We start from the raw sequence: 26,957 nt of genomic DNA, 5'->3' as shown, positions 1-26,957 counted from the left end.
ATAAGACTATCTGGGAGCCTGGGTTACTTTTCCGTTATTCTTAAGCCATAGTGCCCTATAATCATGCACATTCACCACCCCGTCCATGTTGAAATCTGTCAACTGGTAACCGGTGCGTTGGTTGTCTCTGATCCAGCATTCGTTCCAGTCGGCGGTGGTGACGCTACCGGTACCGTTGCCGTCTCCGGCGTACATGGCAAATTTACCGTTGGGCATTTCCTGCTGAGGGAAAACCCCGGAAGCTTTCTCCAAGGCTTCGCTGAAGTCATACAGCGGGGTGCTGGCGGTAAGGTTCACCGGTTTCTTGGAGATGATGGGCAAGTGGTTGCGGTGAATGACTACTACGTAATAGTTTCCTTCCACCACATTGAGAAAGTCTGGGAGGCTCTTTCCATCCAGGTCAACAATTAAGCCGTCTTTCTTCAGGAAGCAGGCTTTTCTGCTGACCAGTTGTCTGGGGTCAAGTTCAGTTCTGATTTCTACCAGAATCCAGTCTACAATGTCTGGGTTGTTGCTGAAGAAGTTGGAGGCTACTGCCTCATTCCCAGCGTAGTTGTAGGTGCCAAAGTTGTACGGCTGGGTAAACGGCAACCGCTTGGTTTGGTTCAGCGACGTGCTCATTAAACCTGTAGAAGGGTTGTAAGGCCCTTCCAGCAATACTTTCAGGTTTACGGCCAGGCTGGCGCCTACGGTTAAAATTGCCGGGTTGGTAACCACCTGTTGGCTGCAGCCTGTGATCACGCAACGGTATGAGTAGTTGTTCTCTGCGTAGGTGATCTTGCTCAGCTTAAGGGAGTTGGTAGTAGCCCCTGAATAAATGCCGCCATTCTGGATCGTTACCCAAGAATCATTGCCCGTATTCACCTGCCACTGGTATGTAAGGTTGTACCCATTGGCAGAGACAGTGAAAGTGGCATTGCTGTTCATGGTGTTGGTAACCAGGGAAGCCGGTTGCGTAACAATAGACGGAGTGGCGTTTACCGTGAGGAGGGCCGCGGCAGAAGTCACGGTTGTGCCGCTCCCGGTCACAACACAACGGTACTGGTACCCATTAGAAACGGCCTCCACATTGGTCAGGGTGAGGGTGGCTAGGGTGGCTCCGCTCACTGCTTCCCAGGATGTTCCTTTGTTGACCTCCCACTGATAAGTGACTCCGGAGCCGCTGGCAGTCACGGTGAAGGAGGCATTCAACCCGGCGCAGATGGTAACTGCCTGTGGCTGGCCTGTGATCACGGGTGGGGTAGAGGTAGTGACGGCAAGGGTACCGCAGGTATTGTCTGCCTGCACTTTTACTTCACCGTTCTGGGTGCCTACCTTTACCGTGATGCTGGTGGTTCCAGCCCCTTTGGTAATGGTCCAGCCGGCAGGTACCGTCCAGGTATAGCTGCTGGCGCCAGAAATGGCGGCAGTAGAGTAAGTAACGGTAGAACCCGGGGTAACAGCAGCCGGACCAGTCACAGTGGTGGTGTAGTTACAGCAGAGGGCGGCAGCCGTGTAGTTGCCGCAGTTGGTGACAGTGGCCGCCACGGTGGCGCCGTTGCGCGAAGGCTCATCTACTATTTTACCGGCAGAGACGGCAGAAGGATCATACACGCACTGGCTGCCTTCAATTCTGGCCTGGTCAGAGTTCATGGAGTACCCTTCAATCTTGGTTTTGCCTGAACCGGTGTAAACCGCCTGAGACATGTTGGTAAAGTCTCTCTTCACCTGCACATTCCCGTTGTTGGTCAACGTGGTGCCGGAATTGACATTTAACAGGTTGCCGTTAATAAAGAGCGAACCAGTGTTCTGGAATTTGGCTCCGGCCGTCAGGTTGAAGTTACCCGCCACTTTGATAAAGCCTTTGTTGGTAACAGAAGAAACGCTGTTTCTCACCTCAAACACCTGTCCTGAGGTAGACTGCTCCAGATAGGCACAAGACTCATTCACTATGATTCCCTGGTTTACCAGGAACTCCACCGTGCTGATGTATTCGCCTTTGTTGTACAGGGAGGAGGTGTTGTTGAAGTAGGTTTTGCTGGTTTTGAAGTAGCCGTGGTTGGTCAGGTTATTGAAGGCGCTGCTGGAAGGGCCGCTGGCCAGGTTGGTAGTACCTTTCACTTCTGTGCGGCCGTAGTTGTAGAACAGACCGCTGTTGATGTTCAACGCGTCAGTTGCCGTAGAGTTAATGGTCAGGCTGCCGCTGTTGGTGATGGTAGAGCCAACGTTGATATGGACGCCGTTAAAACTAACAGTAGCCTTCTCAGCATTTTTAAACGTGATGTTCTTCAGCACAATAGAGGGGGTGATGGTCAACTCCCCGTTGTTCAGAATAGAGCCTTTGCCCAGTTCCTGAATGCTGGAGATGGTGGCAGAACCGTTGTTGAGGAAGAAGGCAGAATCATTCCTGTTCACCCCAAAGGTAAAGTTATTGCTGAGGGAGAGGGTACCGTGGTTGGTCAGCTTTGAATTGTTGTTCAGGATAGTCAGCCTGCCAGAACCGGAAAGTGATGCCCCATCCTCAATGACAATCTCGCGGGCAACAGAAGTGTTGTTGGCTTGGTTGCCCAGGGCAAAGTCAATGTTCAACGTCACATTATGCCCTGCCTTGATCACATACTTTACAATGCTGGGCACTCTGCTGTCACCGTTGTTGTACTCATTGCTGCCGGGGGCATAGGTCTCACCCCAGGTAGCGGTGCTGTTAAAATTCCCAGATTGTTTTGAAGTATAGGTTACTTGGGCAAAAGATGGGGAAACAAGAAAAAAGCTGCCTACGAGCAAAAGCAGGAACAAGTGTGATTTCTTGGTGTACCCTCTGAAACGAGGCATAAAAGTTCCCTCAACAAATGAAGTGCGAAGGCGGGTAAGCTGTTTTGGATAACCCAAAAATGCAAACTTGTGCATATTTCTTTCCATTGTAATCAGGAAAAATGTGATAATCAAAGGTACTCTTTGCTTTTCCTTAGGCCAAGGGGGTGGTGGCACGCAGGAGGTCAATTTCGATAAACAGTGTGATCCGGGGGGTGAACCTGCTGATATCGACGGTGAATATTCTAATTATTTCTAAGCTAATTTCTGTTTTATCCTGATTTTCAGGTAGCAGAACCTAACTTCCTCATAATTACGTTGCAAAAATAGAGTTTAATTTTGTGTCCTGCTAATAAAAAATCAGAAAAAAATAAGTTTAAAGAATGATTTATGTCATTTTCTAAAGTCTTTTTTGAACGGGCATACCAGCTGAATGATATGGTTTTAAAGAAATTGTGCTATAGATAAGGTTGGCTGAGAGGTTATAACCTGTTATGAATGAGAAGGGTTATCTGAGGTGAGTTAAGGGAGTTGTTTTAAAAAGGCGTTTTTACTTCAGCATAAGAAAACGTTAGGCCTCTCCCGCCCCCAATCAAAACAGGTGCTTAATTTTTCACCACTCTCAGGGTCATGGATTGTTGTCCCTGGCTTACCTTTAAGATATAGATACCAGGCTTCAGGTTGCCTGTCTCTGTAAACCGGAAGCTGTTGGTGCCAGCGGCGGCCGACTGGTTGGCAGCAACTTTTCCGGTCAGGTCAAACAGGGTGAGGGTGGTGGCCGTCTCAGTGCCAGAGGTGAAGTGAACGGTCAACTCCCCCTGAAAAGGATTAGGGTAAACAGACTCTACTGCCAAAACTGGCGCGACAGTGGCTGGTTTAAGGGCAACAGAGATGGCCTTAGAGTATTCATAGGCGCCGTCTAGGTCCACCTGCTTTAATCTGTAGTAGACGGTTCCTTTGGCCGGAGCGGCATCTGTTGTCAGGTAGTTCTGCACGGTGTTGGTGGTTCCATTGCCGGAGACCGTTTGTACCGGCTCAAAATTTACCGCATCATAGCTACGCTCCAGAATGAATTCTTTATTGTCTCTCTCTGAAGCGGTGGCCCAGGCCAGATTCACCACATTCGCTTTGGTGGTAGCCGTAAATGAAGTCAAGGTTACCGGCAAAGCTCCGTCAGAAAGTTCATAACCCGCCACGGCCAAAGATCCAAAGCTGTAGGTTCCCTGTCTCACCTGCATTTCACCAGTCTTAGCCGTACAGATACAGGTAACGGTGTTGGTTCCCTGTCCGCTTACAATCACCCAACCCTCGGGGGCGGTCCAGATATAAGGGGCATTCAGTTGATTGGCTGGCACCGAGTAAGTAACCCTGGTATTGGCTTCTACCATGGCTGGACCTGCAATCACCAGTTTTGCCGGCTCGCAAGTTTGGGCTCTGAAAGAAACTGTACCCACAGAACCAGAGGCTTTGGCCTCTACTCTGATGGTAGAGAGTTTGGCAAACTCGGCGGCCGTCAAGGTGTAAGAGAAGTGGTCAACGGCTCCGTTCTTGAAGCCTTCAGCGCTGGTGGCCTCAAACTTTAAAGAGTAGAAAGGGTTGTTGGTGCCATTTTCATAAGAATAGGTGAACCTGGTGTTGGTGTTCCTGGCGTTGGTTGCTTTAGCGCCCGCAGGCAGCTCAAAGGCCACATGGCTCAAGGCGTTTCCGCAGTTGGTCTTAACTGAAAAAGAAAGGGTGACGGTATGGTTGCTATTGCGGGTAAAGCTGGTGTAGGTAACGTCAAAGCACTCATCAGAAGCTTTACAGCCAAGCGAAGTGGTTTGAGCCTGAACTGCAGAAAAAGTGAGGAAGAGTAATAAGAAGTAGATTGAAATTGAATAATGCAAAGCTTGAATTGGGTTACTTCTTTTCTGAGGGAAAGAGTATTCTGGAAATTGTTTCATGACTAGGGGTGAAATTGTCACTTTCTTTGTTGTTGTATGATGATGCAAAGGTAAGTGGACCAGGAGGGGCAGGGGGAAACATTCGATCAACCCCTGTATTTCTGGGATAAAGGCAGGAAAACCGTTGAACTGTTCCAGGTTTCAACGGTGAATGGCCGCTTTTGCTCGGTCAATGAAGTGCTTCTGCGCGTTCTTCCGGTGAATACATCTACAGCGGCTAGCCAGAAAGTGGTCTGTAAGAAAGGAAAGGGTAGCCACTGCAGGATTTTTACGCTTTGATTCCCGAACATCGAAAGAGGGGGCTGCAGCTTGCTTCCGCCTCTGGTGGGGCAGCATCCTGTTTTCAGGACAGCTTCAGGAAAACAATCCGGAAACGGAACCTATGAATAGAGTGGGTTACCATTTGGTGTTACCGTAGAAAAGTGCCAGAGAAAGGTTCTGCTGTAGCAATTTTAGAGCAGTGTGGTACCCCTCCGGGACGGGAAACGTGGGTTTTTATGGCGTTTGGCAGCGGTACAGCTTCTTACCCCATGCTCTTAGCGGCATCTCCTACTACCAAGGAACTGCTGAAAATACCTGGTGCTTCTGTTGCAGTCTCTAGCTTATGCCGTGAGGGGCCAGAACCCCCTCTTCTACTTACAAGCAGCGATCTCCTAATGGGAGTGTGGCTAACTTAGATTTCCGTTTTTGGCCTGATTTTCAGAAAACAGGCTAAAAACAAAAGACACACTCGTTTTGCTGCACATTTTAAGAAAAGGCAGTTATGGAATGGCCTTTAGGGACCTGTTCCTGCCTTTGGGTTTTCTTACAGGAAACAGGTAAGCTGTTTGGAGTTTTTAATTCTGGTCATAGCGCCCTTGTCTGCTTGCTCCTGCACGCATGGCTGGTCTTTTATTGGTGGTGCCTTGTTCTGCCTAGGCTACGCCGAAGGCAATTCAGAAAACCTGTTTTTGGTTTGTTTTTCAGAAAACAGGCCAAAAACGGAAGGGCAGGAAAGGAAGCTCAGCCATGTGTGCGGACACAAACGGACGCGTGCGCCCAAAAAGTGCGTTTGTGACCTGTTTTTGTTAAAAGAGGTCAAAAACAAGTAGGAAACACAGCTTGTTTGAAGCAGTGTTCTGCTATTCAGAAATATACAGTTTGACCTTGTTCACCGACTCTAAGGTAAAGCCGGAGGAGGATCTGAATCTGTTCTTGTCAAGCTCGTTCACCAGCCCGTCCCCGTTGTAGTCCATGAGCCAAAGGCCCCCTGGTTGGGCGGGAGGAGTTTTGGTTTGTTTTTATGGAAAGAGGTGTAAAACATTGGAGGCACAAGCGGACGCTTGCGCCATAGTTTTTTATATTATGAAGCAGTTTAGAGTTTTTGTAACTGCCAGGCAAAGGCTACCGGATAAGTTTTTTCATATACCAGTGGTTTCTGTTTTCGGGCTGTTTTCTGAAAAACAGCCCGAAAACAGAAATAAAACTCTCTGCAAAACATCTTTCTGTCAAAACTCTAAACAGCTTCTTATAATATTACCTCAGTAACTTTAGTAAAAGTGTTTTGCACCTGGCGCAAGCATCCGCTTGTGCCTGGTCTTTACGATTTTACTCAATAAGGAGTACGTTTAATAATCCTTTGCCGCCGGCATAATCCCGGGCACTGCTGTACAAGTAATTCTCTGGTTGATCAACAAAACCAGCTTCCACCGGATTGGTGTGCACGTATTCCAGCTTCTGCTGCAACAGGAAGTTACTGTTCAGCACCAGCGGGTGGTTGTGCTGTTGCCAGAACTGGAACCCGTTGTTGTTGCCATTGCGCCCGCCTGCGCGCTCCATCATCCAGAGCATCCATTCTTTCCGGCTTTCCTGCGGATGCTCTGTGACGGCTTTTCTGAGTTGGGAGGACGTAAAACTTTTAAAGTCCCGCAGAATATCAGCCATCGGGGCACCATGCGTTCCAATAATTAGGTGCACGTGGCTGGTCATGAGGCAGTAGGCATACACCTCCAGCCCTTTCTTTTCCTGGCAGAACGTGAGACTGTCCAGCAGGACTTGCCGGTATTCATCCCGTATAAACACATCAATCCAATGCACCACGGCAAAGCTCACAAAATACAGCTTGTCCTGGTCTCTGAACTTATACTTCCGGCTCATGCCATTTTGTACGGCAATTATAGCAGAGAAGATAATCTCACCTACTCCAAAAGAAGTGTTCTATAACTAAAACATGGCGCAAGCGTCCGCTTGTGTCTGCACGCATTGCAAGGTTTTATTTCCTGTCTAAGTTTTTATGCTACGCTAAAAGCTGTAGCGTTAAAAGCATTTCCGGCTTGTTTTGGCAAAATCAGGTCAAAAACGGAAGGTCAGGGAAAGAGGCTCAGGAATACGTGGGGACACAAGCGGACGCTTGCGCCATAAGGTGGGCGTATTGTGCCTGATTAGGTAATAATTAAAATGAAAGCACCTTGAAAATCTTTATATGGGTGCCATTATTTTTATTATTTATCTCCTAGTTCTTTTATAGTATTTGTTTTTTCTAAAGTGTCTGTACTTTCTATTTTAACTAATGATTCTGCTGCAAAAGGAAGAACATCCGCTTTGGTATTATTATGAACTACAGAGTTCTCTTCCGGAAAGAGTTTTTCAAGCAACTTTTGCATTTTATGCTTGTACTGATCGTATTCTATTGATTTTATAATCCAATTTTCCATATTGTCGTCACCAATATGAGAAATAGTATTTTTATTTCGTCTGTCATAAAATGCCATAATAAACTGCACATCCTCATGAAGAAGTTTAGATTCTAGACAATTAATTACGTTCTCTCTATTGTATTTCTTATGACTTGCTTTGTTAGGACTGTCATCTTTTAGATAGCAGTAATGTTGAAAGCAGTTTAATAGGTGGTTCAGAGCTAGAGTAAAATCATTTCGTTTTTCAGCAAAAACAATCTTAATAATTTGTTGCATGAGTGTATCATGTTCAAGTAGAGAAGTGTCGCTGAACCACATTGTTTTGTCTTTAAAATCTGGGACAGGAAAAATCATTCTTCTAATTAAAGTGTAGTAAGGAGATGATTCGTCTTTCTTGTTATCAATTTTATTAATTATATCTTGATCTGTATTGTCGTAAATAAGATACTTTTCAAGAAGATACAAAAATTGGGATTGAGGAATTTTCGATTCAAAATTTTTGATTAAGTACTTTTTAAGTAAACTTTTACCTTCTTTTGAGTGTGTGGAAAGGAAAAGTAAAGATTTTATACTGTAAAGAGTTAGAATAGGGTTCCAGTCTTTAAAGGCTTCATCTAACTTTGTTATGGCATCTTTACTATTAATATACTTCTTTACTGCTGTTATAAAGCATTCTTTTAAAATATCGTCTCTTTCTTGCTTTTTATTTAGTGGCCCTGTACTTCTGTATTCAGCTTTAAGTTCCTCAATTACTTCAATAATCTCTTCCAGCTTTTCCTTAGGTTTCTGAGGGTCTTTCTTAAATTCTTTACTTGAAAAACTAATGAATTTTCTGATTTTAAGAAATTCAGCTGCAGTAGGTTTGTTTTCTATTATAAAATGTTTTGATTTTAATGGATTTATTTTTAGTTGCAGGTCGAGCATTAAATGGTCAGAAATCTTGTGTCCAATTTCTTGTATCTGATCACCAATTTCTTCATTGCTGCATTTGGAATCTTTTTTATATAAAATTATAAAATCATCAACATATCTAAAATAAGATAGATTTAAGTTGTTTTTAAAGTTGATGTCTTTTATGAAGTTATCAAGTTCTAATAAGTAGATATAACTGATAAAATTTGAAATTAAATTTTGATTAGAAAGTGGTAAGCCATATTCCTTATTTAGAATAAAGTTTAAAAGTTTCTTTATTGTGTCATGAGTATGTGTGTCAAAGTTAAGTCTTACTACTTCAGAAGGAAGTGCATACTTTTCTATTTTGTTTATAAGTAAATCATGATTTATTGTACTGTAGAAGTCTTGTATATCTAATTTAATTGCTATAACTTTCTGATTAGAGAAGTTGTCAGTACTGTCTTCAATGTATTTATTAATTCCAAGAGTAAACTTTTTGTAGTCTTTTTGGTACTTGATTTCAGATCTTTCAGGTTTATTAAAATCAATATTCCCTCCATAATATGTGTTAAAATTCTGTCTAAATTTTTGAAGAGTTTTATATTTAGCTAAAGTTGGTTCAAGTAACTCCTGAATATAAAAGCCTAAGGAATAATAAAGGACTTGAAGATGAAATGAAGTAAAATGAAAATTTCTTACTCCATAATTTCCTTTAGGTATAGTATATTCTTTATTATAAAAAAGATCTAAGTAGTTGTATAATAAGTCTTTTTTAATGTATTTATTATAATAAAGCTCTACGTCAAATCCATCAAGATACTTCTCGTTTCTATAAATTTCTAAATCAATACATCTAAAATTGTAGTCATGCTTTTCATCGATTTGTAATTTAAGAAGTTCATAACCTTTTTTGAAGTGCTCTAGTTTTAGAAAATGACTTAAGTTGAAATTCTTTATACCGTTCATAACTAAATGTTTCTTAAATATAAAAAGATTATATTCTCATTATTTAATTTTTTACAAAGAAAAAGCTAAAAACGGTTAGAATCCGCTCGTTACCTCTTACCCAGCCACTTCCCCTACAAACTCCCATTCCTCCACGCGCTCCTCTTCAAAATAATACACCACGCACGTAATCTTACTGAATACCAGTTCCCGAAACAGCGCCGCATAAGAATTTAAGTTCTCCGCATATTCCTCCTTGGCCGGCGGCAATTTGTAGTCAATGAGCGTCACGTCTCCCGTCTCCCCGAACACAATGCGGTCTGGTTTGTAGCGGTTGGTGCGCACGTCCAGCACTTCGCGCTCGTTCTCCACGGTCACGGCGCGGCTGAAGTAGCGCTGCATCTGCGGGTGGTTTAGCACGTGGTTCACCATCTGGGTGAGGGTAGGTAGTTCGCGCTGGGAGATGATGCCCTGGTGCACCAACTGCCGAAGGGCTTTGGGCGCGTCATCGGCGTAGGTGATGCGGGCGAGGGCGTAGTGCAGCTTCCGGTTCCAGCGGCGGTGCTCCTGCTGGGTCTCAAAATCAAAGACGTTGTTGGCGTGCTGCTTCAGTTTCAGGTTTTGGGCCCAGTCCGCGGAGGTGAATTTGTCCAGCACGTACACGTCTTCAGAAACAGCTTTGTGGCTCACCGCCTGCGGCGCGCCTTTGGCGAGTTGGTAGCAGAATTGACCTTCTTGCCAGAGGGCCTTGCTCTCCAGGTATTTGTGCAGCCAGTAACTCACGTTTTTCTGCGCGCCGCCTTTCCTGAAATCCTGCGCCTTGCCAATGAGGTAGAGGCGGTCCACGGGGCGGGTGAGGGCCACGTACAGCATGTTCAGGCTTTCAATAAAGGTCTTTTCCAGCTTCTGGGCGTATTGGTCGGCTAGGGCAGTTTGCTCCAGCTTTTTGTTCAGGTTCACCACGGCCGTGCGCAGTTTTCCGCCCGCGGCCACACTCTCGGGCAGCGTGCCCCAGAGCAGCGACGAGGTTTGCGGTTCCAGGCTCCAGTCGCAGAAGGGCACAATCACCACGGGGTAGTCCAGCCCCTTGCTTTTATGGATGCTGGTGATGGTGATGGCGTCGCGGTCTTTGGGCGTGTTAATGCTCAGGTTCTCCTTGTGTAAATCCCAGTACTGCAGGAAATTGTTGAGGTTGTTGCTGTATTTGAGCGTGTACTCCAGCACCAGGTCCAGGAACCGGAACAGGTACTCGCACTCGTTGTTCTTGCCCAGCAAATCAAAGACGCGTATCAGCTTCTCGGTGAGTTCATAGATAGAGAGGTTCCCGGCATCGCGGTAGGCCAGATCAAAGCCCTGCTGCTGCAAGAACTGGAAGAATGGATCAATGCTCGGCTCCACGGCCAGCGCGGCAATCTTGCCCGTGGTGGCGCTGTCGGGCAGTTCCTGATGCACCACTTTATAGACCAGATACAAGGCCTGCGACCGCGCCAGGCTGTTGGCGGGCTGGTTCAGAATCCGGAAGAAGGCAATAATCAGGTTAATGACCTCCGCGAACTGCAAAGAAAGCGAATCCTGCGAGATAATGTCGTATTTCTTCTGCTTCAGGAAGTTGGCTACTAGTTTGCTGTTGCGGTTGGTACGGCTAAGAATAGCAATATCACGCGGCGCGTAGCCATCGGCTTGGGCCTGCTGCACCATCTGCAAAACCAGCTGCAAGGTGCTTTCCTGGTAGGAGAGGAGGTCCTCTTCGGCGTAGCCTTCGTAGATTTCCTCAGTTTGGCGGCAGGCATCTAAGTCCACTTTAAAAGGCGGCACCTCGTCCTGCGTGAACAGTACCTGCAGATGGGCTTTGCCCGATTCTTTCCCTGCGGGTGATTCCTGCTGAAACTTGTCGTCATAGATGGCCTGCAACAGCGGGAACTGCGGATTGCTTTGACTGATGAACTCAAACAGCTCATTGTTGAACTGGATGATTTCTGGGGCGCTGCGGTAGTTGGTGTTCAGGTTGTCGGGCGAGAGGGTCCAGCGGAGGGTATCATAGCGCGGGGCCACGTTTTCCTCAAAACGTGAGTTCTGGTACAGGTGGTGCGTCTGGTTGCGGTGCAGGTGCAGAATCTGTTCCATCTCGCCGCCGCGCCAGCCGTAGATGGCCTGTTTGGCATCGCCTACCACCATGTTGAAATTGTCACCGGCCAGAGCATTCTCCACCAGCGGCAACAGGTTATTCCACTGCAGCACCGAGGTATCCTGAAACTCGTCAATCAAGATATGCTGGTACCGCTCCCCCAGCCGCTCATAGATAAACGGAATAGGCTCCTGCAACACAATCTCGGTAATGCGCTTGTTGAACTCCGAGATGTGCACCAGGTTCTTGTCCAGTTTTATTTCCTGAATGCAGCGGTCCAGCTCGCTCAGCACGCTCAGCTTGTACAAGTGCGGCAACATGGCCGAAATGAGGATATGGTTCTGCGTCTCGCGTTCCTTCAGGTCCTCAATGCCTCTATAGTTTTCGGCTAGCCGAGGTTTGATCTGGTCCAAGGCCACCTTGGCCCCGGTGCTGGCTTTGGCGCTGGGCCACTTGTCATCATTCACGGTTTTGGCGGCGTTGCTATTGGCGATGGTGATGTCAAAGCCGCTGTTCCATTTCCGGAAGTAGGAGTAGATGCCGTTCTTGCCGTAAGACATTTCCTCGGGCATAATGCCGTGGCGGTCAATCAGGTCACTGGCCTCCTGCGCCAGCGTCTGTATCTGCTTTTCTACGTTTACTTTCTGGGTGTACAGCTCAGAGCGTATCTTCTTGAAATCTTGCAGGGTAAGCTGCCCAATGTCCAGTAAATGTTCATAGGTCTGCTCGTTCAGAAGATTGCGGGCGAAGTCAGCCAATTCATCGGGCAGCACGTTCCAGCTTTTGCCTTCCTCTGCTTTTTCCAGGGCGTACTGTTGCAGGGTCTCGGCCAGCAGCCGATTCTCTGCCTGGGTGTTCACCTTGTTTAAAAGCAAACTCACGGCGGTACTTAACAGCGTCTGCGCGTCCATGTCCACCTCAAAGTTGTGGGGCAGTTTGAGCTCGGTGGTAAAGGCGCTCACCACCTTGTTCACAAACGAGTCAATGGTGCTCACCGCAAACTCTGAGTAGTGAAACAGCAAATGGTCAAACACGTTGGCGGCCCGCGCCCGCAATCCTTCCTCGGTTAGATCAGGCTGCCCGTACTCTGTCTGTATTTCCTGTAATATGTAAAATAGAAGTTGGTCGCTGTTCCGTTTCTCCTTTTCAGGCAAAGCCGTGTCATTGAAGCCCCGCAAGGCCCCCAGAATGCGCGTCTTCATTTCCTGCGCGGCATCATTGGTGAACGTGATGGCCAGGATGTTTTTGTAATAGGAGGGTTCCTCGCTCTGCAAGGCCAGTTTCAGGTATTCCTTGGTGAGGTGGTAGGTCTTGCCGGAGCCGGCCGAGGAGGAGTATATTTTAAAAGTAGCGGGCATGTTATTAATTCAACCTGAAGGAAAAGAGAGTAATAAGGAATACGTGCTTCCCTAAATCACGAAATTTGGCACTTATAGAGACGGGTTTACCTATGCATTCTTTCTAAGATTGGTGTCTTCTATAATATACAGAGGTCTGTCCAATACATTTTTATTTATCCGGCTAATGTACTCCCCAATAATGCCGGTGGTCAATAACTGTATCCCCCCTATAAACATAGAGCTAATGATCAAAGAGGTCCAGCCAGTGATGGTTCTGTGCAGGATGAAGTAAGAATAGACGGCGTATAAAATAATAAGGAAGGAGACAAAGGAAATGGTCATTCCCAGAGTAGTGACCAGCCGTAGGGGTTTATCTGAGAAGCTGGTGATGCCGTCCATGGCAAACCGGAACATCTTTGACAGCGGGTAACCGGTTTTGCCATATTTTCGCTCGTCCCGGTTGAACGTGACCTGGGTCTGTTTAAACCCCAGCCACGCTATCTGCCCCCGCAAGAACTTGTTTTGCTCGGGCATCTTCCGCAAGTAATCCACTACCTTCCGGTTAATCAGCCTAAAGTCTCCCGTGTCTAGGGGTATGTCAATATTGGTGATGTGATTCAACGTTCTGTAAAACGCTTTTGCTGTTATTTTTTTGAAAAAGCTTTCCCCTTTTCTACTGATTCTTTTGGCATAGACCACATCATACCCCTCCTGGTATTTAGTATAAAGCTCTAGAATCAGTTCTGGCGGGTCCTGCAAATCACCATCAATGATGACCACTACATTACCGTTACAGGCATCAAGACCTGCTGTCACAGCTATCTGGTGACCAAAATTCCTGCTGAAGTTAATGTAGTATGCATTTTCATTAAGTTCACTAAGTTGCTGCAGCACAAGCAGGGAGTTGTCTTTGCTGCCGTCATTTACAAAAATTAGCTCATAGTGGGGGGTGATCCTGGAAACCGTCTTTACCAGGCGGTCATGGAGTTCAGGAAGTATCTGCTCTTCGTTGAAAATTGGGATCACTACTGAGATGTCCATAGAACCGTTAGTGTTTTCTTTGCTGTATTTCATAGGTGACAATGTTGCCAGCCTCCTCCATTCTGGTGGTGTGGTAGTTTTCCTCTATGTGCTGCTGAATGGTTTTTTGGTAGGTGGTAATTTTATCGCCCTCTGCTAAAGAACTCCACTCTTTTAGCCCTGTAGTAACCCCCCTCTCTTTGAGCATATGGATATAAAAATTATTGTGGGGGTTGTAACCTTCAAACACAAAGAAACGATCCTGGGTAGGGTGCTTCCCTTTCACCGCATCTTTCAGGTAATAGCCCATTTCATAGAGTTCCACATCAGAAGACGCTTCTACCGGGTTCATTACCTTGTCTTTCATTCTCTTATAGGGGTTTATAAACAGGAGAAAGAGTAAAAGAAAAGGAAGAGGGTTCCACTGAAAAAGGGACGTTATCAGGGTTGACTTCTTCAAGATGGTAAAGAAACAATAAAGTGTGATGGCAGATAAGAGGGCGTAAAAAGGAAATAGAGGCACATCATACCAGGGTAATTTGGTCTTTCCGGTAGAAATGATCAAAAAGAAGGTGAGTGTTGCCAGAAATGAGAAGGCAGCCATTTTTCTGAAGGGGCCCTCTTTGCTTGCCAAGCCTATGACCACCCCGCACGGGATGAACAGATAGAATTCGGGGAACCTGTAGTTAATCAGATCATCATAATAAAACCAGAACCCACCGGTATGCCCTTCAATGGCTGTCAGGTACCGTCCCCCAAGTTCGTTTTGGTAAACAGCTTCCAGGTACCCCGGGTTGTACACTTCCCTTAGCCCATAATAACCCAACACAGCCAATAGGCAGCCGGTAAGGCCAACGTAAAAATGTTTATTCCTGATCAGGGGAAGAAACTGTTTTGAATAAAATGCATAGATAGCCAGCGCTGGCAGAAAGAGCAGCCCAGACACGCTTTTGGTTAGTACCCCTAGCGCCGTAGCGGCAAAAAACAAATACAGATATTTTGTTTTTTTTGACTCACAATGCAGGAAGAAGAAAAGGTTGCCGGCAGTTGTAAACAGCGTAAGCAGTGCATCATAATCTCCTGTTCTGGTGGCATGGTAATGTACGTATCCCTGCGCGCAGACCAGCAGTAAAACAGCAATGAACCCAAACCAGAAGCTTTTCAGATATCTCTCTGAGAAGAAAAGCAGCAGGACACACGTTAAGAAAGCAGCAATGGCTGAGGGGAGACGTACGGCTAAAACAGAAACCCCAAAAACCTTCATGAAAACAACTTGTAACCAGATCAGGAAGGGGGGTTTGGTGTTCCACATATCTGGCTGCCCTTCAAAATAAGTCACCAAGAAGTTGTGGTTCTTGCTCATCTCATAGGCATTGATCGCTTGTCTTGCTTCGTCCCACACCCGTATGGGCACTGTCTCTAGTTTGCCAAAAAGGGGGAGTAGAATTATTCCAAAGAGCAGGAGGTACCTGGAATAGTGAACGACAGACGTTTTCATTAGGGGCGGGTTTAGGCGGAGGGTCTTTTGTTGAGGGCTAGAAGTATAAAACATCAAATATAAATCTTTCCTCCCTTTGTAGGCTTCCCTTATGGTTGCTGCTGGGGAGATATTGGTCTGGTAAGCTGTATCAAAAACGTGGGGCTGCCACAGAAGCCGTAAAGCAGATTCGCCTGAAGGATATTTAAGGTGAGCATAGGCGGAAAGGCTGATTTAAGTAGTAGCAGGCATAGGAGTGAAATTTGTTTAGAAGTAGGAATTCAACGGTAGCCTATTAGATTTCTGTTTCTGGGCTGTTTTCACGAAAATAGGCAAAAAACAGGAGATGCGATCTTATAAATGAAAGGAGGCCGCTGCTAGCCGGGTGAAGGTCACCAGCCCATTCTTCCATTGCTGAGAACACCCCTCCCGGGAGGGGCGGGGGCTGGTTCTATATGTCCGCTCCCCAGTACCGTCTGCGCCTGCTCCATAGTCCCCGCAGCGTCTGGAAGAAAAGTGGGGGCTGCGCCACCTGCTATGCGGGCTTCTACTCCCCATCCTGTTTTCGGGCTGTTTTCCCAAAAACAGCCCGAAAACAGGATGGGGAGACTACGGCAAAAATCATAAGAAGAGTTCCCCCTATCATTCTGCCTGCGGATTACATGAAAACCCCTATTTTTACGTTTGGTATAGGGGCGGACGGATTTCCTGCTGTCCTGCTTGTAGAAAGTACCACTACCTCCGGTTCCGGTTTCCCCCATGCTGAAATGTTGTTTCCTGTTTTTCCTGGCTTACCTGCTCAGTGGCCCTGCCTGGGCGCAACTCAACGTGGTAAAGGGGCAGGTAACCGATTCAACAGGGGCAGGGGTAGAGGCGGCCACCATTAGCCTGCTTTCGGCGCGGGATACGCTCACCGCGCTCAGTAACAGCAAAGGCCATTTCCTTTTCAGGAATGTCAAATCCCGGGAGTTCTCCCTCCACGTTTACACCCTGGAGTACGAAGCGGTGCACCAAACCCTTTCCTTGCAGGAGGGGCAAACGGTGCTGGACCTTCCCGCCATAAAGCTGCAGGTGAAAAACCACGTGCTGCAGGAGGTGGTGATTCGGCGGCCGCCGCCCGTGCTGGTCAAAACCGATACCGTGGAATTTGATGTGGCCCAGTTTGAGACAGATCCCAATGCGACAGTAGATGAGGTGGTGAAAAAGCTCCCGGGGCTGGAGGTGGATGCAGACGGCCGCCTCACCACTGAAGGCCAGGAAATCACTGAATTGCGCATGAACGGGAAAGTCTTCACGGGGGCAGACCTGCAGACTGCCCTCAGCCTGCTGCCCGCTGAGCTGATCCAGAAAATACAGGTAGTAGATGACTATGGCGAAATGGCCAGGCTCAGCGGGGTGAAAACCGGTACGGCGCGCAAAGTGCTGAACCTGCAGGTTGACCCGGAGAAAAACAAGTTCTTTTCCAACAACGGCTCTGCCGGTATGGCCAGCACCGGCCGGTTCAATGCTTCGTTTAATGCCAACTACATGAACAATGACCGGCAGCTGACCGTGCTGGGGGCGTTGCAGAACAGCGGCGGGGAAGGGGCCGGCAGTTCTACCAGCCGTACCGGTGGGCTCAATTTCAGAGAGGAGGTAGGCAAAAAGCTGCAGGTGTCAGGCGGGTTCAACTACAGTGACCACCAGAACCACCACCTGGGCGAAACCGTGCGGCAGAGTTTCTACGAACGGCAGGTGGTGGTGCAGACCAACCAGAACGCCTATGAAAGCGAAAGCAAAACTTTGAGCAGTAACCTGAGCCTGGAGTACCGGCCCAATGACCGTAATTTTCTCCGGATTTCCCCCAACTTCTCTTTCAACAGCAGCCAGACATCCAGTGAAAGCAAATACCGCATTCAGCAAGATTCCCTGCCAAAAGGGCAGGAGGAGCTGGTGCTGGAGCAGCTCCCTGAAAAGGAGAAAGGGAATATTCTCTCCGGCAGTACGTCTTCTGCCCCCACAGTAGGCGTAGAAATGACCTGGAACCACCGGTTTGAGAAAAAGGGCCGCACCTTTACCGTCAATGCCAGTTACAACGGCTCCAGCAGTGAAGATGAACAGGTGAACCAGACGGCGCTGCAGCTGTTCCAGAAAGACCAGGTGAAAGATTCCCTGCAGCACCGCCTGCTGCAAAACCAAACCAGAAACAGGGGGTGGGGGGCCTCCGCTTTTTACGTGGAGCCTTTGAGTGAACACTCTAGCCTGGCCGTGAACTGGAGCTACAGCCATGCCCGCAACCGCAACAACCGTGAAACCCGTGAGATTCTGGATGGGAAGGAACCGTTTATTGTAGATTCCCTCACCAACCTGTACACCTCCCTGGCCATCACCCAGCAGATAGGCTTGTTTTTCAACAGCAAGTTCAAAAAGGGGACGTATGTGGTGGGTATTAATGCCGCGCCCACTGTGTTGGAGAACCACACAGAAGGCGTGAAGACGGCCACCAACCGCCGCCGCAGCCTGAACGGCAGCGGCTCGCTGCAGGTGAATTACCCCGTTTCAGAGTCGGCGGCTTTCAACCTGAACTACCAGGCCAACGCCCAGCAGCCGTCTGTGGAGCAGTTGCAGCCCATTCCAGATGTGACTGACCCTAAATACATCATCATTGGCAACCCTAACCTGCAGCCATCTATCCAGCACGGGTTGAACCTGAACTACCGCCACTCTGACCGAACCTCCAACTCCTTCTGGGCCGTGAATTTCTCCGGGGGTTTTACCCAGAACAAGATTGTGCAGAACACCCTTCTGCTGGAAGAGGAGGGAAGCCTCCGGCAGCAGACCCGCTACCTGAACTCCAATGGTGACTATAACCTGGCGGGTGGCTACTCGTATTCCAGGCCGTTTGCAGAACGCAAGTACACCCTCAGCCTGAACGGCAGGGTTCAGTTTGGGAACAATGTGAGCTACAGCAACAACCAGGAAAACCGGCGGCAGAACTGGGGCTGGAGCCAGGGCCTGCAGATGCGGGTAGCCCCGGTGAAATGGACCGAAGTCAACACCCGCGTCAATTACTCCTACCAGAAAGATTTTTACCAGCTCACCCAGGGCGTAGGGTCGTCTGTGTCTTCCTGGCGGCTGAGTTTAGACGGCAGAGCCTATCTCTGGGACAGGGCCGTGACCCTTTCCACTAATGTGAACAAGAGCTTTGACCAAGGGTATGCGCGCTCGTTCCGCACCAACCCCCTGATCATCAATGCCGCCCTTACCGGGCGTTTCCTGAAAAAGAAAACCGCCTCTGTAAGCCTGCAGGCCTTTGACCTTTTAAATGAAAACAACAACGTGAGCCGTACCGCCAACGGGAACACCATCATAGACAACCGCACCAAACGCATCTCCCGCTATTACCAGCTCACCCTGCAAATGAAACTGCTGACCTTCGCCAAAGGCGGAAAGCAGGAGAAAAAGTAAAATCTGTTTTCGGCCTGTTTTCAGAAAAATAGGCCGAAAACAGGAGAGAACCTTTGCTTTCAGAGGTTTAGGTGTGTTGTTAGGACCTGCAGGCGTATGGCATATGGCCGTACACCTGTCATGCGTGGAGTTTCAGGTGTATAACCTTCCTTATGGGCTTTTCACGGTTCCTCTATTGCTCAGTTGTCTTAGCTGTTCGGGATTGGCAGGTCCTAACTTGACACCTGCGGATTTGAAAACCGCAGCGCTTACACATCAAAATGCCGCAACGGAGATTGCAAATACCCTCTTTTCCTGCTTCCGGATTGCAAATCCGGAAGAGCGCTGCTGTTCGTAAATCTTACGAACAATAATCAGGCATGCGTGGACCGGCAGGTGTAAACATCCCCCTTCGCCCCCTTCAAAGGGGGAGTAGCAGAAAGGAGTCCTGAGTCTAGAGTTCTGAGTCATTTATTCCGCTATGGCAATCCAGCACGGGTAAACCAGCACTGCGCATGGTCGCTGCCCGGCAGCGAGGGCAGTCAGAGACTACCCATCATCACCAGGCACGAGTCTGGAGACTCGCGCCTGCGGGACCTGCTGCAGCTGCTATAGCTGCCACTATCAGTCAACCACAGCCAATCCACCACCCATGCCTCCGACGGATGTGCGCAGCACGGGCTCGTCTCAGGCTAGCGGATCTGCAACCGTTACCTACAAAAGCAGACAAAGCAAGAGAAGCTGATCAGGGAAGGAACAGAACCCAGTCGTGGGGATGAGCGCCTCTGGTTCTCGGTGCTGCTTTAGCAGCAAAACCGAAGGTTTAGAGAAGCAGCAGTGCGAATCGCCAGGACGGGGCCCCGCGGCCGTGAGCGCAGCGGAAACCATGAAACAGAAAAGTGATTTCGCACCGGAGCAAACGGCAAAGCCTAGGGAACAGCAAACTACACATACCCGCAGCAGCAGCAGCAGCAGCAGCAGCAAAGAAATCATAAAGAACAACTGATCCCAACTCCATTCCTTATAACAGCTCTCCCAATTAACCCCTCTTCCTCCTTAAAAAGCCCCCGCTAGGAAAAATCAGTAATTCTCCGTACCTTTGCCCCACAATACACGCCGAGACTTCGTTGGTCTCATTTTTTGGCATTAAGGCACTTCTCAAGCAAACCTCTGTGCGGCTTTCTCCGCAACGAAATCTTGATAAATGACGAATACCCTAGGGCAGGTGTATTGTCTTTATATATCATACTTATCATAATTGATGGAAAGAATTAAATTCCAGGAGCTTCCGTTGTCGGAAGAAATCCAGCGCGCTATCGTGGACTTAGGCTACGAAGAGGCTTCTCCTATCCAGACTGCCGCCATTCCTGTTTTACTGGAAGGCCACGACGTTATCGGGCAAGCCCAAACCGGTACCGGCAAAACTGCCGCTTTTGCAATCCCTACTATTGAAGGCATTGACTCTAACAACCGCGAGGTGCAGGCGTTGATCCTGTGCCCAACCCGTGAGTTGGCCATTCAGGTGTCAGAAGAGATTCAGAAACTTACAAAATACAAAAAAGGCATCAGCGTAGTGCCTATCTATGGTGGTCAGCCCTATGAGCGCCAGTTACGCGCCCTTAAACAGGGGGTACAGATTGTGATCGGGACCCCCGGCCGCGTCATGGACCACATTGAAAGAGGAACCCTCCGTCTGGAAACCACCAAAACCATCATCTTAGATGAGGCCGATGAAATGTTGGACATGGGTTTCAGGGAAGACATTGAGTTTGTTCTGACCAAAATGCCAGAAGACCGCCAGACGGTATTCTTCTCGGCTACCATGAGCAAGCCTATCATGGAGCTCACGCGCAAGTACCAGACCAATCCGGAGATTGTGAAGGTGACCCAGCAGCAGCTCACCGTGACCAACATTGAGCAGATCTACTTTGAAGTACGCAGCAGCGGCAAGATGGAAGTGACCACGCGCCTCATTGACATGTACAACTTTAAAGTGGTGATCATCTTCTGTAACACCAAACGCATGGTAGACGAGCTGGTGAGCAACCTCCAGGCCCGCGGCTACTTTGCAGATGGTCTGCACGGTGACCTGAACCAGAACCAGCGGAACAACGTGATGAACAAGTTCAAAGCCGGTACCCTGGAGATTCTGGTGGCCACCGACGTGGCCGCCCGTGGGATTGACGTGGACAACGTGGAGGCCGTGATCAACTATGACCTTCCGCAGGACGAGGAAAACTACGTGCACCGCATTGGCCGTACCGGCCGTGCCGGTAAATCTGGGAAAGCCTTCTCGTTTGTGGCGGGTAGAGACCTGTACAAACTGCGGGACATTGAGCGCTTCACCAAGGCTAAAATCGTTCGTCAGAACGTGCCAACCTATGAAGACGTAGCCGAAGTGCGTACCACCCTGGTATTAGACCAGGTGAAAGAAGTGATCCAGAAAGGCGGCTTGTCTAAGCATATCTTAAAGATTGAGCGTCTGGTAGACCAGGATCTTACCACCATGGACATTGCCGCGGCGCTGCTGAAGCTGGTCATGAAAGACACCAAAAACAAGGAGAAGAGCGCCGAAGCCAGCGAAGGCAAAGGGGGCCCTAAACCTGGCTTTGACCGTCTGTTCGTGACCCTGGGCAAGAAAGACCGGCTGCATCCCAAAGACCTGGTAGACATCCTCACTGACAACACCAGCATACCGGGTGGTAAAGTTGGAGACATTGACCTGTATGACCGTTTCAGCTTTGTAGAAGTACCTACTGAGTACACCGCTGAAATCCTGAACCGCCTGGCCGTAACTGAAATCAACGGGATGACCGTGAAATTCCAGAAAGCTGAGAAGAAAAACATGGACCCTGCTGAAGGTGGCCGTGAGCTGCAGGAGTTGGAAGACCGCCCAAGAAAGAAATTCTATGACGGTCCGTTCAACAACCGCGGCGGCGGAGACCGTGGTGGCGACAGAGGCGGAAGTCGTGGCGGCTATGGCGGTGGCGACAGAGGCGGCCGGTCCTACGGAGACCGTGACCGGGGCGGCGACCGCGGAGGCAGAAGCTTCGGCGGTGGTGGCGGACGCGACCGTGACCGCAACAGCGGCGGCGGCGGGTTCCGGGAACGCAAAAGAAGAGACTTCTAAAAAAACTTAAATATTTTCTCAGAAACTATAACCCTGGCAAAATTCCTCCCGTATAACTGAGGGACAGAGCTTAAAAGTTAATAAAGGGTTTAGTATCTGTTTTAAAATAAACGCAGCACTCAGAATGCTGCGTTTATTTTTTTATACCTACCCCAACTGGTTTTGCTGAGTTTTTAGAAAAACAGGCGGAAAACGGGAAGATCTATTTTAGATTGGAATCTAATTCAAAAGTTTTCAGGATAGGTAGTTTGCTGCTGCAGCGTAGGAATGCGTGTTTCGCTTTTCCCTTGGCGAGGATGGTTGGCGACTGTATGCCTAAGTGATTAACTCTTTTCAAAGACCCTGTTGCTGCTGCTGGAATACATGGTCTGCTGTTCCCTTGGCTCTCTCGTTTGCTCCGGTGCGAAATCCCATTGCTGTTGCATTGCCTCCGGTAAGCGCTCACGGCCGCGGGGCCCCGTCCTGGCGGGGAGCACTGCTGTTAAAACTAGGCCCTCCGGCCTTGCCGCTGGTGCGGCACCGTATTAACAGAGGCGCTCCCCGCCAGGACTGGTTTCGGTTCCTTTCCTGATCAGCTTCACTTGTTATGTCTGCCTCTGCAGGTAACCACTGCTGTTCCGCTAGCCTGAGACGAGCCCGTGCTGCGCATATCAGCCAGGGGCAGAAGTGCTAATTAAACCATGTGCCACTAGCAGAAGTGTTGATTGTTCATTGCTGCTTGTTGGTTACTTATTGCTGCTTGTTTGTCACAATCTCTGGTTCAAGTTTCCAACTTGGACCTACAATGGCGGAAGCTTTCAGCTTCCATGAGGCGGCAGCCTCACATAACTTCTGCCCTTTATGGCTCCTCTCTGGCGCTTAAGTTACTTCCGTGCCTTCTAACCATTGCCGATACTCTTCTTTATTGGAGAGCTGATCAACTTTAAAAGAAGATCTGATACCACAAGGCAGATCCATCGCAGAATAGTTTTTTGGATTGCTCCAAAATGTTTCTGTTTTCGGGCTGTTTTTCTAAAAACAGGCCGAAAACAGAAAATATAACTTTATAGTCCGGCTATGGCTTTGCCGGCCAGGTAGCCGCCGGTCCAGGCGGCCTGGAAGTTGAAGCCGCCGGTGATGCCGTCTATGTCCAGAACCTCGCCCGCAAAATACAATCCAGGAATTTTGCGGCTTTCCATGGTATCCAGGTTGATCTCTGGTAAGGCAATTCCGCCGCAGGTGACAAACTCTTCTTTGAAGGTGGTTTTCCCTTGCACCTCAAACGGGGTCCTGATGAGCAGTTCAATGAGTTTGTTCTGCGCTTTGCCGGGCAGTTCAGCCCACTTTACGTCTGCCGGCACCTCGGCCAGTTCACAGAGGCGCTGCCAGAGACGGTTAGGCAACCCGAAAAGAGCGTTGGTAAGCACCGTTTTGCGGGGAGAAGACTGCCGCATGTCAAGCAGTTGCTGGCGCACCTGTTCCTCCGGAACCTCTGGTACCCAGTTCACCAGCGCGGTGCCGGTATACTGCTGCCCGTGCAGAAGACGCGCCCCCCACGCCGAAAACCGGAGAACCGCCGGTCCGCTCAGGCCCCAGTGCGTGATGAGGAGCGGCCCCTCTGTTTCCAGTTTTTGACCCGTGAGTTTTACTTTCGCCTTCGGCACAGAGACGCCCTGCAGGTCTTTGAACGGGGAGGAGGGTACGTTGAGCGTGAACAGCGAAGGAACCGGCTTCTCAACGGTGTGCCCCAGGTCCGCCAGCCACTGGTACTGCTCCGTTTTCTGGTTTCCGCCGGTGGCGATGAGGACTTTTTCTGCAGCCAGTGTGTCGCCTGAGCTAAGGTGCAAGGCAAAGGCATGGGGGCCGCTAGGGGTAATCTGTTGCACCCCCACACCGGTTCTAATCAGCACCCCGGCGGCACGCGCGGCCTGTAACAGACACTCCACTATGGTTTCTGAGGTGTTAGACACCGGAAACATGCGGCCGTCTGGCTCTGTTTTCAGCTTTACCCCCCTTTTCTCAAACCAGGCCACCGTGTCTTGCGCCCCAAAGTGGGGAAGCATGCGCTTGAGCGCCTTGTGCCCCCGCGGATAGTGCTGAGCAAAGGGGCCGGCCTGAAAGCAGGCGTGGGTCACGTTGCAACGGCCGCCGCCAGACACGCGTACCTTAGACAGCAGCTTGGTGGTCTTCTCCAGCAGGATGACCTGCACGGAAGGGTTGGCCTCAGCGCAGGTAATAGCCCCGAAGAATCCGGCGGCACCGCCCCCTATCACTACTACTGTTCCCGGCATCTGTTTTCGACTTGTTTTTACAAAAATAGGCAAAAAACAGATGCCGCTTTTTCTGGGCAGCATGCTCCTGCTCCAGGTCAGGTTTTCACGTTAACCACTCAGATTAATAGTAGCAGGAAGAGCCGGAGAGCTTTCAAAACGCTGGCTAACCTTAAGCCAGAAGTGAAATCTTACAATCCGCCGTGGGCGGAAGATATTTTCAGTACTTAGCGCTAGCTAAAAATCAGTAGATGCCAGACAGGCTACCGGATCAGGGAAACGGAAACGGTAGGCAAGATCAGCGGTGATTTTGTTGCTGTTTATCAGTTTGAAACGTGGGGCCGTAGTAGCCGCAAAGGCAGGGGGCGTCAAAGCTAACGCAGCGGCGGCAGCGGTGTAGAACTCCTGCCGGGTGGGGTGCAGCGGGGCGCAGGCATTGTACGTTTCGCCCCACTTTTCCTGCGCCAGCACCTCGGTCAGCAGCTGCACACAGTCGGTGAGGTGGATCATGTTGACCGGGCCCTCGGGCTGCGGAACGTCTTTTTTGCCCGCCAGCCACCGGCCGGGGTGCCGCTGCCTGCCCATCAGCCCGCCAAACCGCACCACCGTGGTCGTTATTCCTTGCATGTGCTGCACCAGGTACTCGCACCGCAGCAGAAGGGAGGCAGCCGCAGGCGAAGCGACGGCGTCTGACTCTATCACTTCGCGGTTCAGGTCTGGGTACACAGAGGTGGAGGAAACAAAGAGCAGGTGTTGCAAAGCAGCCGGAGCGGCGGCCAAAACGGTTTGCAGAATCTGTTCATACGCGGCTTCGCCCTGGCTTTTTGAAGGCGGCAGGTTAAAGACCAGCGTCTCTGCCTCCAGTAAGGAAGAAAGTTCTGTTTTGGAGCCGTTTTCCGGAAAAGAGAGCAAAAACGGCTGGATTCCCGCTTCCTGAAGGATCGGCAACTTGCCTGGGGTGGTGGTGGAGCCGTTTACCCGGTAGCCTTTTTTGACCAGTTCCTGCGCCAGGGGCAGGCCCAGCCATCCGCAGCCCAGTACGGCAATCTTCTTTGGTTTCATGCCACAAAGAACGTCACCTTTCCAGAGGCCGGCAACAAATTGCCCGGGTTTTGGTTGTACACAAATGAAGTCAGCAACAACACAGGTGGCAGTGGTCGGTTCCGGGTTCGGGGCTTTGAGTGCCGCGGCCTTACTGGCGAAGGCGGGGCTTCAGGTGACGGTTCTGGAGCAGAACAACTACCCCGGCGGCTGCGCGTCTTCTTACAAGCGCAAGGGCTACTGGTTTGAAACCGGGGCCACCACGCTGGTGGGGCTGGATGAACACATGCCGCTGCACTATCTGCTGCAGGAGACCAGAATTTCTATACCCGCCCAACGGTTGGCCCTTCCCATGCAGGTGGTTCTCAAAGACGGCACCCGCGTAACCCGTTTCCCCCATCTGGAAGCCTGGATTCAAGAAGCCGAGCGGGTATTTGGCGTACCGGGGCAAAGGAGCTTCTGGGAAACCTGTTACAGGCTGAGCCAGAAAGTCTGGCGGACGTCGGTACGGCAGCAGAGTTTCCCTTTCAGTTCGCTCTCTGATGTCTGGCAGGCCGTGAAGGCGCTGCAACCAGAACAGGTGGGGCTGCTGCCGCTGGCGTTCAAAACGGTGCAGGAACTGCTGCAGGCGCACGGGCTGGACCAGAACCAGCCGTTTGTGGAGTTTGTAGACCAGCAGCTGCTGATCACCGCCCAGAATACCCGGCAAGAAGTAAATGCCTTGTTTGGTGCCACCGCGCTTTGTTACACCCTGTACGGAAATTACTTTATGCCCGGCGGGCTGAGGCAGTTGAGTGAGCCCCTGATTGCCTATCTGCGGGAGCGGCAGGGGCAAATACACTACAAAACCCAGGTAGAAAGGGTAGAGGCGCAAGGCAACGGCTATCTGCTGCACACTTCCAGAGGCCATCTCCTGGCCGACTATGTGGTGCTGGGCGTTCCGTTGAACAATGTCTTTGACCTTTTCCCGGCACCGGAGATCCGGCGGAAGCTGAAGCCCTACCTGCTTTCCCCCGCAGAGGTGAACGGGGCGTTTACCTGGAGCCTGGTGTTTAGGCGGGAGCAGCCCCTGGAAGTCCTGCACCACCAGCTACACGTGCCCGGCGGAGTGCCCCAGATTGGGAGCGAAAGCATCTTTGTAAGCCTCAGCCACACAGATGACCACGCCAGAGCGCCCCAAGGCTTCTGTGTGGCCTCCGTCAGTACGCACGTACCAAACCCGCCCTCTACCTGGATTACAGATAAAAAACCGTTGGAAGCGTGGGTAGTGTCGTTCCTGGCCAAGGCCGGATTCTTTCAGCCGGAGCAGGTGGTATTGGTGCAGTCGGCCACGCCCGGCGCGTGGCTGGACTGGACGGGAAGGGCCTGGGGACAGGTGGGGGGCTACCCGCAGTTCCGGCGCATTAAGCCCTGGCAAATGAAAGATGCCCGCCTGGATGGCCGCCGGGCCTATGTCTGCGGCGACACGGTGTATCCCGGGCAGGGAATACCAGGGGTGTGCCTGAGCGGGATCATTGCCGCCCAAAAGCTCCTGCGCGACCATTTTTAACCTCGGCTGTGGCCGAAGCCAAGTCTACAGAAGAAGGCCGGAAACACTTTCCCTTTTCTCAGGCATGGAAGTTTGGGAGGCTTGGGTACAATAAGTTTGAAGTTGCGTCAGGTTTGGAGACTTAAATCATTTTAAGACACAAGCATGAAGATCAATAGCAGCACATTGTCAATAAGGGAATACGTCTATTGCTTGCCTCTAATTCTATAAAGGACAATTGAATGAAGGCGCTATTTCAGGCATAAGGCTACCGTCACATAACAAGGGAGGGTGCAGTTCCCCAGACTCACCAAGGTGCCGCTGGCATTGGCTAAACCTTGCGTTGGAAGGCGTTAAAAACAACGTGAGTACAT

13 protein-coding genes are annotated in these 26,957 nt (G+C 49.8%); 4 read left to right on the top strand and 9 right to left on the bottom strand.

Features of this window, described 5'->3' with window-relative positions:
- Positions 1–6: 6 nt before the first annotated feature.
- Together FHS90_RS12790 and FHS90_RS12785 are read right to left on the bottom strand one after the other, a co-directional pair.
- The gene (locus FHS90_RS12790) at positions 7–2,811 is read right to left on the bottom strand and encodes a PKD-like domain-containing protein (protein WP_182513342.1); all 2,805 of its coding nucleotides are present in this window, start codon (positions 2,809–2,811) and stop codon (positions 7–9) included.
- Between the two features lie 584 nt (positions 2,812–3,395).
- Positions 3,396–4,676, bottom strand: coding sequence for a T9SS type A sorting domain-containing protein (locus FHS90_RS12785; protein ID WP_182513341.1), 1,281 nt, complete (start codon positions 4,674–4,676; stop codon positions 3,396–3,398).
- 884 nt (positions 4,677–5,560) lie between these two features.
- Between FHS90_RS12785 and FHS90_RS12780 the strand changes: the two genes are divergently transcribed.
- The gene (locus FHS90_RS12780) at positions 5,561–5,824 is read left to right on the top strand and encodes a hypothetical protein (protein WP_182513340.1); all 264 of its coding nucleotides are present in this window, start codon (positions 5,561–5,563) and stop codon (positions 5,822–5,824) included.
- A 496-nt stretch (positions 5,825–6,320) separates the two neighbouring features.
- Here the strand turns inward: FHS90_RS12780 and FHS90_RS12775 are convergent, their stop codons facing one another.
- From FHS90_RS12775 to FHS90_RS12755, 5 genes are all read right to left on the bottom strand, one after another.
- Positions 6,321–6,869: an REP-associated tyrosine transposase gene (locus FHS90_RS12775; protein WP_182513339.1), complete on the bottom strand. Its 549-nt coding sequence runs from the start codon at positions 6,867–6,869 to the stop codon at positions 6,321–6,323.
- A gap of 344 nt (positions 6,870–7,213) precedes the next feature.
- Positions 7,214–9,268 carry a reverse transcriptase domain-containing protein gene (locus tag FHS90_RS12770; protein ID WP_182513338.1) on the bottom strand — a complete coding sequence of 685 codons (2,055 nt, stop codon included), beginning with the start codon at positions 9,266–9,268 and terminating at the stop codon, positions 7,214–7,216.
- Between the two features lie 96 nt (positions 9,269–9,364).
- Entirely contained in the window at positions 9,365–12,730 is a 3,366-nt protein-coding gene (locus FHS90_RS12765) for a UvrD-helicase domain-containing protein (RefSeq protein WP_182513337.1), read from the bottom strand.
- Between the two features lie 90 nt (positions 12,731–12,820).
- Complete coding sequence (locus FHS90_RS12760; RefSeq protein WP_246386995.1) at positions 12,821–13,786, bottom strand: glycosyltransferase family 2 protein; 966 nt, start codon at positions 13,784–13,786, stop codon at positions 12,821–12,823.
- Complete coding sequence (locus tag FHS90_RS12755; protein ID WP_182513336.1) at positions 13,761–15,230, bottom strand: ArnT family glycosyltransferase; 1,470 nt, start codon at positions 15,228–15,230, stop codon at positions 13,761–13,763. Before FHS90_RS12755 ends, FHS90_RS12760 begins: the two co-directional genes overlap by 26 nt.
- Before the next feature lie 738 nt (positions 15,231–15,968).
- On the opposite strand from FHS90_RS12755, the gene FHS90_RS12750 reads away from it, so the two are divergent.
- Both FHS90_RS12750 and FHS90_RS12745 read left to right on the top strand, forming a co-directional pair.
- Positions 15,969–18,656 (top strand): TonB-dependent receptor, encoded by a 2,688-nt coding sequence (locus tag FHS90_RS12750; RefSeq protein WP_182513335.1) that lies wholly within the window; start codon positions 15,969–15,971, stop codon positions 18,654–18,656.
- A gap of 1,240 nt (positions 18,657–19,896) precedes the next feature.
- Entirely contained in the window at positions 19,897–21,765 is a 1,869-nt protein-coding gene (locus FHS90_RS12745; RefSeq protein ID WP_182513334.1) for a DEAD/DEAH box helicase, read from the top strand.
- Between the two features lie 1,043 nt (positions 21,766–22,808).
- Here the strand turns inward: FHS90_RS12745 and FHS90_RS12740 are convergent.
- Both FHS90_RS12740 and FHS90_RS12735 read right to left on the bottom strand, forming a co-directional pair.
- Positions 22,809–24,035: a BaiN/RdsA family NAD(P)/FAD-dependent oxidoreductase gene (locus FHS90_RS12740; protein WP_182513333.1), complete on the bottom strand. Its 1,227-nt coding sequence runs from the start codon at positions 24,033–24,035 to the stop codon at positions 22,809–22,811.
- A gap of 216 nt (positions 24,036–24,251) precedes the next feature.
- Positions 24,252–25,076, bottom strand: a complete 825-nt coding sequence (locus FHS90_RS12735; RefSeq protein ID WP_182513332.1) for a Rossmann-fold NAD(P)-binding domain-containing protein — start codon at positions 25,074–25,076, stop codon at positions 24,252–24,254.
- Positions 25,077–25,140: 64 nt separating this feature from the next.
- Here FHS90_RS12735 and FHS90_RS12730 point away from each other — a divergent pair, with 64 nt between their 5' ends.
- Entirely contained in the window at positions 25,141–26,604 is a 1,464-nt protein-coding gene (locus FHS90_RS12730) for a phytoene desaturase family protein (protein WP_182513331.1), read from the top strand.
- Positions 26,605–26,957: the final 353 nt, after the last annotated feature.

This window comes from Rufibacter ruber, assembly GCF_014138425.1.
In the GTDB taxonomy this organism is placed as follows: domain Bacteria; phylum Bacteroidota; class Bacteroidia; order Cytophagales; family Hymenobacteraceae; genus Nibribacter; species Nibribacter ruber_C.
Note: the sequence above shows the minus strand (reverse complement) of the source record. Positions and strands in the feature narration are given on the sequence as shown.